The organism is Lonepinella sp. MS14434, from assembly GCF_042468235.1.
Taxonomy (GTDB): domain Bacteria; phylum Pseudomonadota; class Gammaproteobacteria; order Enterobacterales; family Pasteurellaceae; genus Lonepinella.
In genome coordinates this window covers 2,091,710-2,104,429 of the sequence record NZ_CP170386.1, presented here as the reverse complement: position 1 = coordinate 2,104,429, position 12,720 = coordinate 2,091,710, and the positions used below count along the sequence as shown (strand labels likewise).

Here is a 12,720-nt window from a genome sequence, read left to right as displayed (position 1 = left end):
ATTATGATTCTGCCGTTCGCACTATTTTAACGATGTATTATACAAAATAGTGGTACTCACCAGCTCAAGCTCAAATTGAGCCAATGCAATAATAATTTTATTCTACTGCGGAGAATTATATATGGACACTCTCTACGACCTATTTTTAGGTTTTAATACTCAAGTGTTATCCAAAGCACCTTTTCTACTCGGGATCGTCGCTTGCTTGGGTTACATCTTACTAAAAAAAGATACCACAACGGTTATTAAAGGGACGATTAAAACTATCGTTGGTTTCTTAATGGTACAACAAGGTTCTGGTTTCTTAACATCCAGTTTTAAACCTATCATTGACAAACTTTCTGAGTTTCATCATTTGACTGGTGCGGTTATTGACCCTTATACCAGTATGCAATCCACCATCCAAACTATGGGTGAAAATTACGGTTGGGTTGGTTATGCCGTGCTACTTGCGTTAGCCTTAAATATCCTATTAGTGGTGTTGAGACGTGTCACAGGTATTCGTACTATTATGTTAACCGGTCATATCATGTTCCAACAAGCTGGCTTAGTAGCAGTGTTCTACATGATTATCGGTGCCTCTATGTGGGAAACCGTGATTTATACAGCGGTCTTAATGGCTCTCTATTGGGGTATTTCCTCTAACATCATGTATAAACCAACGCAAGCTGTTACTGGCGGTGCGGGTTTCTCCATTGGTCACCAACAACAAATTGCCTCTTGGGTAGCGGTTCAATTAGCACCAAAATTAGGTGATCCAAAAGATACTGTGGATAATATGAAATTACCAAAATGGTTACATATTTTCCACGATAGTATTTCTGCCACAGCGTTAGTCATGACCGTATTCTTTGGTATTATCTTGCTTTCTTTCGGTTTAGATAATCTTCAATCCATGGCGGGTAAAACACACTGGATTATGTATATTATCGAAACAGGTATGAAATTTGCGGTAGCCATTCAAATTATCGTGGTTGGTGTGCGTATGTTCGTAGCGGAATTATCCGAAGCGTTTAAAGGTATCTCCGAACGTGTGATTCCAAATTCTGTGCTAGCCATTGACTGTGCAGCAATTTATGCTTACTCACCAAATGCCATGGTATTCGGTTTCATGTGGGGTGCTATCGGTCAATTTATTGCGGTCGGCTTATTACTTGCTTTCGGTGATAACTTCGGGGTTGAAGTATTAATTATCCCAGGCTTTATCCCAATGTTCTTCTCTAACGCCACCGTCGGTGTATTTGCCAACAAATTTGGTGGTTGGAAAGCCGTTATCAAAATCTGTTTAGTGATGGGTATGATTGAAGTGCTAGGCTCTGCTTGGGTAATTCAATTATTAAAATCACAAGGTACCGAATTCAACGGCTGGATGGGTATGGCAGACTGGGCATTATTCTGGCCACCAGTATTACAAGGTATCGTCAGCATTCCATTCTTCTTCTTTGTTATCTTAGCCCTTTGCTTAGTGTATATGTTCTTCGCTTCACGTAAATTACGTGCCGACGAAGCTGCCGCCAAAGCCGCAGGTAAAACCCTTGAACAAATGGACGGTTACGGTGTCGAAGAAGAAACTGTCGCAGAACCTGTAACAACCACAACAACACAAGCCAGTGCAGATACTAAAGCGATTCGTATCTTAGCAGTATGTGGTTCTGGTCAAGGTTCATCTATGATGATGAAAATGAAAATTAAACAATACTTAGACAAACGAGGTATTCCAAATGTGATGGATTCTTGTGCCGTCACAGATTACAAAGGTAAATTATCTGGTATCGACATTATTGTTTCATCTAAACACCTTGCTGGTGAAATTAACGGCGGAGACAACGTATCTGTACTTGGCGTACAAAACATGTTGAACCCAAATACGTTCGGTGATGAATTAGTTGAATTAATCAATAAACACGTCGGTAAATAAGTGTTACGTCCCTCGGCTTATTAGCCGAGGGATCCCATGTTTAAATGTTCAAAGAAGGAAATGTCATGTTAAAAGAATCTCTCATTGCTAACCATTCCATTAAGTTAAATCAAACTGCAAATAACTGGGAAGAAGCGGTGAAAATCGGTACTGACTTATTAGTTGCATCGGGTGCCATTGAACCACGTTACTATGACAATATTATTGCCAAAGTGAAAGAAATGGGACCTTACATCATCCTTTCGCCAGGTCTTGCGATGCCACATGCTCGCCCAGAAGAGGGGGTCATTAAAACCGCATTTGCATTAGTCACCTTAACCACACCAGTGGTATTTGATGGTGAAGATGAACCGGTCAGCGTATTAATTACCCTAGCGGGTAGCGATTCCGATCAACATATGCAAGGCATTATGGAAATCACCCAAGTGCTAGAAGATGAAGATCCTAATAGCGAAACAGGGGTGGATTTGAAAAAATTACTCAACTGCACAAGCAGTGATGAAGTGATTGCAGTGATTGATGCTGCATTAGCTTAACTTGCCTGCGGTTGATAAAATTTGCTCAAATTCAACCGCACTTCTCATATTATCTCACAATTAAAGGAAAAAATTATGTCTAAACCATTATTACAAATCGCCCTTGACTCATTAAGCCTCGAAAAAGCCGTTGCCGATGCCAAACAAGCGGAAAGCGTGGTCGAAATCATTGAAGTGGGAACTATTCTTGCTTGCGCTGAAGGCATGAAAGCAGTCAGTACTTTGCGTGCTTTACACCCAAATCATATTATCGTGTGTGATTTAAAAACCACTGACGGTGGTGCAATTTTAGCTAAAATGGCATTTGAAGCTGGAGCCGACTGGTTAACCGTGTCCGCTGCTGCTCACCCAGCCACTAAAGCTGCTTGTAAAAAAGTGGCTGATGAATTCAATGCCGCTCACCCTGAATTAAAAGTGAAAAAAGAAATCCAAATTGAAATCTACGGTAACTGGTCAGTAGAAAAAGATGCTAAAGAATGGGTGGAATTAGGGGTAAAACAAGCCATTTATCACCGTTCTCGTGATGCCGAATTAGCCGGTAAAGGTTGGACAGATGAAGATGTCAACCTAATGAAACAACTTTCTGCATTAGGTTTAGAATTATCTATCACGGGTGGTATCGTGCCAGAACAAATTCACCTATTCAAAGAAATCAAAAATGCCAAAGCCTTTATTGCTGGTCGAGCATTAGTGGGTGAAAAAGGCAAACAAACTGCCGAAGCGATTCGTGCTGAAATTGACAAATATTGGGCATAATCGGCTTTCTCATGCCAATAAATTGATTATATAATACAGGGGGTTAAATCCCCCTTATTTTTGTTATCAAACAAGGAATTGGCTATGCTACCGAACTATTACCAAGATCCACAAATTCTCCATATCAATACTACGCCCCACCACGCCTATTTTATTCCTTATGAAAATCCCCAAAGTGCGGTGGAAAATACCCAAAAAAATAGCAGGGAAAATTCTCTTTTTTTCACCGCACTTAATGGTGACTGGGATTTTGCCTATTTTGCTTCTTATCATGATCTTCCTGAAGATTTCCTACAATATCCTTTTGAACAACATATTCCGGTGCCGTCTAACTGGCAAAGTCATGGCTTTGACCAACATCATTACACCAATGTGAATTACCCTTTCCCCTTTGATCCGCCTTTTGTACCACAACAAAATCCTTGTGGACTTTATCATCGTTGTGTTGAATTAAATAAGCGTTCGCATAAACGTTATTTGATCAATTTTGAAGGCGTGGATAGTTGTTTATTTTTATATGTTAATCAAAAATTTGTCGGTTATTCCCAAGTCAGCCATGCTACTGCAGAATTTGATCTTACCGACTATTTGCAACAAGGCGAAAATCAATTACATGTGTTGGTATTGAAATGGTGTGACGGTAGCTATCTAGAAGATCAAGATAAATTCCGTATGTCGGGGATTTTCCGAGATGTTTATTTACTTGAACGAGAACAAAATTATTTACAAGATTTTTTTATTCGCACGACATTCACCGATAATTTACAAACTGCGGTGCTAAATGTAGCATTTTCTTTCCGCCAAGAACCGGTTGAAATTTCATGGCAACTTTTTGATCCACAAGGTAATTTAATCATCAGTTCGGTCGCCAAACAACAGTTACAATATCAACTTGAACAAGTACAATTATGGAATGCGGAATCACCGCAGCTTTATTGTTTATTGCTAAACACAGGACAAGAAACGATTTGTCAAAGAATAGGTTTTCGTCATATTGAAGTTAAAAATGGCGTATTGTTATTTAACCAACAAGCGATCAAATTTAAAGGCGTAAATCGCCACGATAGCGCTCCCCAAACAGGTTACACCATTAATATGCAACAAGCCATCACTGATTTAACCTTAATGAAACAGCATAATATTAATGCCATTCGTACCGCACATTATCCCAATAGTCCATGGTTTGCGGAACTCTGTGATCAATTTGGCTTTTATCTCATCAGTGAAAGTGATATAGAAAGCCATGGTACCAATGCTGTGTATGTCGAACAGCCAGAAAAAAGTATTTTACTTGGGGCAAAAATTACCCAAGATGCGGATAAAGTGCGTCAGCAAACCATTGATAATTACTGTTATATAGCTCGCTCCCCAGAATGGAAAAAGGCCATTTTAGACCGCACGTTGGCACATATTGAGCGTGACAAAAACCGCACCTCGATCTTAATTTGGTCATTAGGCAACGAATCTGGCTATGGCGAAAATTTTGAACAAGCGGCAAGTTGGATAAAATCTCGTGATCCAAGTCGTTTAGTCCATTATGAAAATGCGATTTTCCAACATTCCACCCATCAAAATGACTGGTCAAATTTGGATTTTCACAGTGAAATGTACACATCTACAGCAGAAATTGACCACTATTGTCGTCAACCACAAACTCGCCCTTATTTACTTTGTGAATATAGTCATGCGATGGGCAATTCTTGTGGTGATTTGGAAGATTACTGGCAAGTTTTTCAGCGTCATGCCTATGCTGCAGGCGGGTTTATTTGGGAATGGTGTGATCATGCACCCTATCTCGCTAATGGGCATTTTGGCTATGGTGGAGATTTTGATGACACCCCGAATGATGGTAATTTTTGTGTTGATGGGCTGGTTTCGCCTGATCGTAAACCGCATAGTAGCTTGCTTGAACTTAAAAATGTTAATCGTCCGATAAGAGCTACGATTAAGCAAGGGAAAATTTTTCTGACCAATTATTTGGATTTTTCTAATTTACAAGATTTCGCTGAAATTCAAATTAAATTAAGTGAGAATGGTCAGATTATTGAAGAGAAATGGATAACCGAGATAAATCTTGAACCTCATCAAGAAACTCAATTACCCTTTGATTTACCTGCCGATAATGGTCATGTTTGGACGCTAGAATTACGTTATTATCAGAAAAAATCCGCCGCTTTGATCGCACAACATCATGAATTAGGATTCGACCAAATTAATCTATTCCCAGCAAATTCTTTCCAATTACCAAAGCTCCCAAGAGAAAATACACCGTGGAATTATACCGAAACCGGTAATCATATTGAAATTAAAGGGGAAAATATCGTTTATCAGTTTGATAAATGCAAAGGAATCATTACCCAGATTTTCCAACATAATGAGCCTTTATTACGTCAACCTTTAGATTTTAATATTTGGCGAGCCTGCTTAGATAACGATAGTTTAATCAAAGAATACTGGATTGCCGCTGGTTTTAACCGAGCGGAAACTCGGGCTTATGATATTGCACTTGAAAAAACAAATCATGCTATTGAAATCCGTGCCAAATGTGGTTTAGTTGCGACCAGCCAAGCGAGAATTCTCACCCTTACTATCATTTATCATTTTTCTGAGACCGGATTAACCATTAAAATTCACAGCGAAAAAGCAAAACATTTACCCTTTCTGCCACGTTTTGGTCTGCGTTTATTCCTACCACCACAGTTTGATCAGGTCAGCTATTTTGGTTATGGTAATGATTCTGAGCTCTCGGAAAGTTATCTTGATAAACATCACGCCTGTTGGTTAGCGATTCATCAAAGCAAGCTCAATCAAACGGTAGATTACCTGAAACCACAAGAATATGGTAGCCATTACAGTTGCCACTGGTTAAAAGTGCGGTCAAAAAACCACGAATTTTGGATAACCAGCAACAACCCGTTTAGTTTCAACTTTTCGCCGTTTAGCCAAGAACAGCTTAGTTCGGTTAAACATAATTATCAACTGGTGCCAGAAGACAGGTCTATTTTATGTGTGGATTATAAAATGAGTGGTATCGGCTCAAATTCTTGCGGTCCGAGTTTAAACGCTCAATATCAGTTAGTGGAAACAGAATGGGATTGTGAATTTGAATTCAGATTTGTCTAGGACAACATAAAAAAAGAAGGGGAAATATGAGCAATTTCCCCTTAATGAATGCTTATTTACTTGCCACTTTGACTAATTTCGTCCAGTTGTAATACCCATAAATGGAGTTCAATAAATAACCGCTATACATAATATACATCGCTGGGGTTTCTGCCCATAAAACAATAGAGAGAATGTTTAACACAATCCATAACGCCCATTGTTCACGATAACGCAAAATCATCAATAATTGTGCAGCAAAGGTAATAATCGTGGTGGTGCCGTCAAGCGATGCCGAACTGCCCCCTGCCGCATTCACCGCTTGAATAAAGAAGAATGAACATACTGCAATACTCACTAATAAAATCAGCCAACCTGTTGGGGTTAAGGCTTTCGCAATCACTTCCTCATTTCCCTGTTGGTCATTTTGCATGTTGGCTTTCCACATAAAATAACCAATAAATTGGGCTGGGATATACACATATAGCGTGGTATTCATTTCACCGATAAAATTATTGCCCCAAGCTACATAAAAATAAGTATAAGCAAAAATAAGCCCGAAGAAGTAGTTACTGATTTTTCCTTTACTGACGAAAATAACACATAACAATCCCGCAATGCCTGAGATCATGCCCAGTGGTGAATCTGGCTCTTGTACATACGCCCAAATTTGAGCCCCAACAAAAACCACAATCCATAGAGCTTCAATCGTATTCCAACCACCAAAGAATTCTTTTTTAATGGCATTAACATAGTTCATAACAGGATCCTCAATATTAATAACAAACAGATGAATTTTTGCACCGCACTTTAATGAAGTCAAGGATAAATTACAAAATAGTAAAAATTAACCATATAAATACATTTTAAGGAAAATATTTTATACATAGGATAGCTTGTTACCTTTGGCAAATATTTGATAAAATACGTTCCCTTAATTTACCATAACAAGAGTGTCCCCCTATTATGTCATTTGCTATCGGTCAACGTTGGATCAGCGAAAGTGAGAACGATCTCGGTTTAGGCATCATCACCGAACTTAATCACCGCAGTATCACAATTTCTTTCCCAGCCGCACAAGAAACCCGAATTTATGCCATTGCCACTGCCCCTTTAACCCGTGTGATCTTCAAAAAGCACGATCACATCACACATCAACAAGGCTGGCAGGCAAAAATCGTGGATACGATGATGAATAATGACATTGCCCTGTATTTAGTCCAACGTTTAGATAATGGCGAAGAAATGGTGCTCAAAGAAATGGAACTCGCCAGTCATATCAGTTTTAGTCAACCACAAGATAAATTATTCGCAGAACAAATCGATCGCTCGGATCGCTTTGCCTTGCGTTATCGTGCTTTACAACATCAACAGGCACAATTTCAATCTCCCTTACGTGGGCTATGTGGTATTCGAGCAGGCTTAATTCCCCACCAACTGCATATTGCCAAAGAAGTAGGTCAACGTATTGCACCACGAGTATTGTTAGCAGATGAAGTTGGGTTAGGTAAAACCATTGAAGCTGGCATGATTTTACAACAACAAATTTTTGCCGAACGTGCCGATCGAGTATTAATCCTGCTGCCAGAAACTTTGCAACATCAATGGCTAGTGGAAATGCTACGCCGTTTTAACTTGCATTTTTCGCTATTTGATGAAGAACGTGCTGGCGATTTTTCCGCAACCGAAGATGAACAAGAGCGAAATCCTTTTGATACGGAAAACCGCATTATTTGTTCCATTGATTGGTTAGTGGCAAATCCAAAACGAATGCAACAGTTAATCGCAAGCCAATTTGATATGTTGATTGTAGATGAAGCACATCATTTACAATGGTCACCTGAAAATCCAAGTACAGCATATCAGTTAGTAGAAACCTTAGCTCAACAAATTCCGTCTGTATTACTCCTCACTGCCACGCCTGAACAACTCGGACAACAAGGGCATTTCGCCCGCTTACGCTTATTAGATAATGACCGTTTTTATGATTACCATGCGTTCTTACAAGAACAGCAAAATTATCAACCTGTTGCCAAGGCAGTACAAACTTTACTGACAGAAAAATCGTTAAGTGCGGTACAAAAAAATGCCATTTCTGATCTGTTATCCGAACAAGATATTGAGCCACAATTTAAGGTATTAGAGAGCCATAACGAACCAGAAAAAACCAGCGTTCGACAAGAACTCATTCGTCATCTGATCGACCGTCACGGTACCAGTCGATTGTTATTTCGTAATACCAGATCAGGCGTAAAAGGCTTTCCGCAACGGATTTATCATCAGATCACCCTTGAATTACCTAAGCAATATGAAAATACCATGAAAGTAATGCGTTCTCTCGGTGAAAATGTTGAGCAAGGTTTATTTTATCCAGAACAGCTGTTTCAGAAAATGAATGACAATGCCAAATGGTGCGAATTTGATCCCCGTTTTGATTGGTTGGTCACGTTCTTAAAAAATCACCGCACGGAGAAAGTGTTAGTGATTTGCCAACTGGCTCAAACTGCGATTCAGTTAGAGCAAGCCTTGCGAGAAAAAGAAGGGATTCGTAGTGCGGTATTTCATCAAAATATGTCGATTATTGAACGAGATCGAGCCGCTGCTTACTTTGCGGATCAAGAACAAAGTGCTCAAGTATTACTCAGTTCAAGTATCGGTTCAGAAGGGCGAAATTTCCAATTTGCGCAACATTTAGTGCTGTTTAACTTGCCAGATAATCCCGATTTATTAGAGCAATGTATCGGGCGTTTAGACCGAATCGGGCAAACTAAAGCAATTCAAATTCATGTCCCTTGTTTTGCTCAAACGCCACAAACCTTGTTAGCCGATTGGTATCATCAAGGCTTAAATGCCTTTGAACAAACCTGTCCAATGGGGGCAATGTTATTTGAAAAGTGCGGTGAAAAATTACAACATTTTTTGCAACATCCCACCGCACTTGATGGTTTTGCCGATTTCATCAAAGAAACAGCTAAACAACGTGCCAAGCTGAAAGACGAACTCGAAAATGGACGAGATCGCTTACTGGAATTAAATTCCAACGGTGGTATTCAGGCTCAACAGTTAGCAAATCAAATTGCCGAGCAAGACAACAGCCCTGAATTAATCAATTTCACCTTAAATTTATTCGATATTATTGGCGTAGAACAAGAAGACTTAGGCGAACAATCCATTGTCATTACGCCCACTGGCACAATGTTAGTGCCTGATTTCCCCGGTTTAAAAGAAGACGGTATCACGGTAACATTTAGCCGAGATGTTGCCTTAGCTCGTGAAGATGTGGAATTTCTCAGTTGGGATCACCCCATATTACACAACGGCATTGACTTAGTCTTGTCTAACGACATCGGCAAAACGGCAACTTGCTTGTTAAGCAATAAAAAATTGCCAACGGGGACATTATTATTAGAATGTATTTACGTAGTGGAAAGCCAAGCTCCAAAAGGCTTGCAGCTAAACCGTTTTTTACCACCCACACCTGTACGCTTATTGTTAGATAGCAAAGGCAATAATCTCGCTCCCAATGTGACATTCGAACATCTTGAAAAACAGCTTAAACCGATGGAGAAAACCATGGCACACAAAATGGTGAAAATGGTTCGCCCCAATTTAGAACAAATGCTCAAGGCTGGAGAAAACTTGATGATGCTTGAGTCTAAACAAATTATTACGCAAGCCAAACAGTTGGCAGATAAACAATTAAGCGAAGAACTAGAACGCCTAACCGCATTAAAAGCCATCAACCCGAATATTCGGCAAGATGAAATTAACAGCTTAGAGACAATGCGCCAACAAGCATTACAACATTTACAACAAGCTCGCTGGCGATTGGATAGTTTGAGGGTGATAGTGAGTCAATAAAAGACCCAATACGATGATCTGTCTCTCAATCTTGGATACTTTCCCAACATAGGGGACAGATCACCGTATCGCGTAAAATTAACGTGCCGGCTCTACCGCATAATTCTCTAAAACAGGCACCGCTTTAATTAATTTACTGTCTAGCATAAACTGTGCCACTTGTTGATACAATTCTTGGTTTAACTGACGAGTGTTATCAGTAAGTAATGGAATAGTGTCTTGCCAAGCACGACGATTGAGTTCGTTGTTTAACTCTTGTGGCTTGTAATTGACAAAATCTTGCCAAGCTTGATCTGGATTTTGTTTAATATAGGCTGTTGCCTGTTCAATGGCAGTGAGAAATTTGTTAATGTTGACATCATTTTGTTTTCCTGCCTGTGCTACAAAAATCAGTTCTTCATAACTTGGTACGCCATATTGCTCAGGGTAGAATAATCTGCCTTGATGTCCTTCAAGGTTTAATTCGTGCAATTCAAAATTACGAAATGCGCCGATTACTGCATCGACCTGTTTACTTAACAAGGATTGCGATAACGCCCAGTTTACATTGACTAATTCCACATCATTGCGAGTAAGTCCTACTGTACTAAGCATTCTTTCCAATAAAGAATCTTCAAAACCACTGACGGAAAAACCGATTTTTTTACCTTTTAAATCGGCTAAACTTTTAATTTGGCTACTTTCTAGTACTGTTAATGAATTAAGCGGTGTGCCAATGATGGTACCAACTCGCATCAAAGGTAATCCTTGCTCTACTTGCATAACTAGCTGAGGCTGATAATTTACCGCAAGATCACCCTGCCCTGAGGCGACTAATTTAGGTGGCATGGACGGATCAGTCGGTTCAATAATCTCTACATCTAATCCCTGTTGCGCAAAAAATCCTTTTTGCTGTGCAATAATAATATTAGCGTGATCAGGGTTAACAAACCAATCCAGCAACAAGGTCAGTTTTTCATTAGCTTGTGCTGAGAATGCCACTCCCAATATCGCCCAAACCGCGGTTAAAAATGTGAATATTTTTTTCATAAGATGTCTCCTAACGTAAATGGCTAGCCCAAGGTAGCCAAAGGTTTAACAATTTATCTACTATAAAATACAAGCAGAGCGTAACAACTAATAAAACCAACAACGCAGCAAACATTAAATCGACTTGCATACGTGCATTGGCGTGTAACATTAAATAACCTAACCCTTGTGATGAACCGACCCACTCACCCACCACTGCACCAATAGGTGCAATGCTGACGGCAATGCGTAACCCTGATGCCAGAGATGGAAGCGCGGCGGGTAAACGCACTTTAAATAACATCGACCAAGGAGAAATTTGCATCGTTTGTGCTAATTCCAACCAAGCTTTTGGCGTATTGCGTAAACCATCATAACAAGCCGCAGTAACCGGAAAATAAATAATTAATATTGTCATAGCAATTTTTGATGCCATCCCATAACCAAACCACACCACCAACAAGGGGGCAATAGCAAAGACAGGAATGGCTTGTGAAATCACTAATAACGGCAATAGCAAAGAACGAAGCCATTTGGATAATGCCAGTAATAAAGCGGAAATCAGCCCTAATATTAACCCTAACAGCAATCCAAGTAGAATTTCAAGGCAAGTGACTTTAGCATGTAACCATAACAAATCCGACCGTTCCGTCATCTTATTTCCCACGTCCATTGGACTCGGCAATAAATAATGCGGAAGTGCTAAAAAATACACCGCACTTTGCCAAATAAGACAAAGAGAAAAACCAAGTAACACTATTTTTAACAAGGACTTCATGGATTATCTCCAAGTAATTCACGAAATAATCGTTGTTCCAGTTGCCATAATTGCGGATCTTGTGAAAACCTTGGTGCGGTACTTTTGGGAATAATAGGATCAGATAATTGTGCAGGATGATTTTTCAATACCAAAATACGATCTGCCAAACGCAACGCTTCCTGTGGATCATGGGTAATTAACAGTACGGTTTTATCTTTCAGTAACTGCCTAGCAAGCTGTTGTAACTGCAATCTTGTCACTGCATCTAGTGCAGAAAAAGGCTCGTCCATTAAAATTAAGTCTGCTTCTAACATCAGTGTGCGAGCCAATGCCACACGTTGCCTCTGCCCGCCTGAAAGTTGATAACAGGGTTTATGTTTGTGAGCCAACATATTCACTGCTTGCAATAAATCTTCGGCTTTTCGTTGGGTTTTGGGGTTGGTTTTACCTTGTAAATGTGCCTGTAATTGCACATTATCCAACACCGAAAGCCAAGGGAAAAGACTGTCTTGCTGTGCAAGCCAAGCTAACCTTGTGTTTTCTGCCAGCATAATTTTACCTTGATAATCTTTTTCTAATCCTGCAATCAAGCGTAAAAGCGTAGATTTACCAATTCCTGATGCACCTAGCAATGCTGTCCATTGGCGAGAAGCTAAACTAAAATTAAAATCACGGAAAATCATTTGATCTTCAAAAGAGAAACAAAGTTTATGAATTTCAACCATATCCATCACACACTATAAATAAGTATCATTATACTAATATAACGATTTACTAAA

At 39.6% G+C, this 12,720-nt stretch carries 9 protein-coding genes; 5 read left to right on the top strand and 4 right to left on the bottom strand.

Going from position 1 to position 12,720, the window contains the following annotated elements:
• Positions 1 to 121: 121 nt before the first annotated feature.
• The 4 genes from O1Q79_RS10165 to O1Q79_RS10150 all read left to right on the top strand — a co-directional run bounded on the left by O1Q79_RS10165 (position 122) and on the right by O1Q79_RS10150 (position 6,333).
• A complete protein-coding gene (locus O1Q79_RS10165) occupies positions 122 to 1,918 on the top strand; it encodes a PTS ascorbate-specific subunit IIBC (protein WP_386692223.1) in 1,797 nt (598 codons plus the stop codon).
• 65 nt (positions 1,919 to 1,983) lie between these two features.
• Positions 1,984 to 2,454: a PTS sugar transporter subunit IIA gene (locus tag O1Q79_RS10160; protein WP_386692221.1), complete on the top strand. Its 471-nt coding sequence runs from the start codon at positions 1,984 to 1,986 to the stop codon at positions 2,452 to 2,454.
• A gap of 75 nt (positions 2,455 to 2,529) precedes the next feature.
• Entirely contained in the window at positions 2,530 to 3,210 is a 681-nt protein-coding gene (locus tag O1Q79_RS10155; protein ID WP_386692219.1) for a 3-keto-L-gulonate-6-phosphate decarboxylase UlaD, read from the top strand.
• 84 nt (positions 3,211 to 3,294) lie between these two features.
• On the top strand, positions 3,295 to 6,333 hold the full coding sequence (locus O1Q79_RS10150) for a glycoside hydrolase family 2 TIM barrel-domain containing protein (protein ID WP_386692217.1): 3,039 nt from the start codon (positions 3,295 to 3,297) through the stop codon (positions 6,331 to 6,333).
• Positions 6,334 to 6,385: 52 nt separating this feature from the next.
• On the opposite strand, the gene pnuC is transcribed toward O1Q79_RS10150, so the two are convergent.
• Positions 6,386 to 7,072 (bottom strand): nicotinamide riboside transporter PnuC, encoded by a 687-nt coding sequence (pnuC, locus tag O1Q79_RS10145; RefSeq protein WP_386692214.1) that lies wholly within the window; start codon positions 7,070 to 7,072, stop codon positions 6,386 to 6,388.
• A gap of 206 nt (positions 7,073 to 7,278) precedes the next feature.
• Between pnuC and rapA the strand changes: the two genes are divergently transcribed.
• Entirely contained in the window at positions 7,279 to 10,173 is a 2,895-nt protein-coding gene (gene rapA / locus O1Q79_RS10140) for an RNA polymerase-associated protein RapA (RefSeq protein ID WP_386692212.1), read from the top strand.
• A 78-nt stretch (positions 10,174 to 10,251) separates the two neighbouring features.
• On the opposite strand, the gene O1Q79_RS10135 is transcribed toward rapA, so the two are convergent.
• The 3 genes from O1Q79_RS10135 to O1Q79_RS10125 are packed head-to-tail and all read right to left on the bottom strand — an operon-like array spanning position 10,252 to position 12,666.
• Positions 10,252 to 11,202: an ABC transporter substrate-binding protein gene (locus tag O1Q79_RS10135; protein ID WP_386692210.1), complete on the bottom strand. Its 951-nt coding sequence runs from the start codon at positions 11,200 to 11,202 to the stop codon at positions 10,252 to 10,254.
• Between the two features lie 10 nt (positions 11,203 to 11,212).
• Positions 11,213 to 11,959 carry an ABC transporter permease gene (locus O1Q79_RS10130; RefSeq protein WP_386692208.1) on the bottom strand — a complete coding sequence of 249 codons (747 nt, stop codon included), beginning with the start codon at positions 11,957 to 11,959 and terminating at the stop codon, positions 11,213 to 11,215.
• Complete coding sequence (locus O1Q79_RS10125) at positions 11,956 to 12,666, bottom strand: ABC transporter ATP-binding protein (protein WP_386689091.1); 711 nt, start codon at positions 12,664 to 12,666, stop codon at positions 11,956 to 11,958. The genes O1Q79_RS10130 and O1Q79_RS10125 overlap by 4 nt, the downstream gene beginning before the upstream one ends.
• Positions 12,667 to 12,720 lie beyond the last annotated feature (54 nt).

What these genes read in the sequence shown, in the direction of transcription:
- O1Q79_RS10165 (WP_386692223.1), top strand. Translation starts at nt 122, where the DNA reads ATGGACACTCTCTACGACCTATTTTTAGGTTTTAATACTCAAGTGTTA.
- O1Q79_RS10160 (WP_386692221.1), top strand. Translation starts at nt 1,984, where the DNA reads ATGTTAAAAGAATCTCTCATTGCTAACCATTCCATTAAGTTAAATCAA.
- O1Q79_RS10130 (WP_386692208.1), bottom strand. Translation starts at nt 11,959, where the DNA reads ATGAAGTCCTTGTTAAAAATAGTGTTACTTGGTTTTTCTCTTTGTCTT.
- O1Q79_RS10125 (WP_386689091.1), bottom strand. Translation starts at nt 12,666, where the DNA reads ATGGTTGAAATTCATAAACTTTGTTTCTCTTTTGAAGATCAAATGATT.
- O1Q79_RS10155 (WP_386692219.1), top strand. Translation starts at nt 2,530, where the DNA reads ATGTCTAAACCATTATTACAAATCGCCCTTGACTCATTAAGCCTCGAA.
- O1Q79_RS10135 (WP_386692210.1), bottom strand. Translation starts at nt 11,202, where the DNA reads ATGAAAAAAATATTCACATTTTTAACCGCGGTTTGGGCGATATTGGGA.
- O1Q79_RS10150 (WP_386692217.1), top strand. Translation starts at nt 3,295, where the DNA reads ATGCTACCGAACTATTACCAAGATCCACAAATTCTCCATATCAATACT.
- rapA (WP_386692212.1), top strand. Translation starts at nt 7,279, where the DNA reads ATGTCATTTGCTATCGGTCAACGTTGGATCAGCGAAAGTGAGAACGAT.
- pnuC (WP_386692214.1), bottom strand. Translation starts at nt 7,072, where the DNA reads ATGAACTATGTTAATGCCATTAAAAAAGAATTCTTTGGTGGTTGGAAT.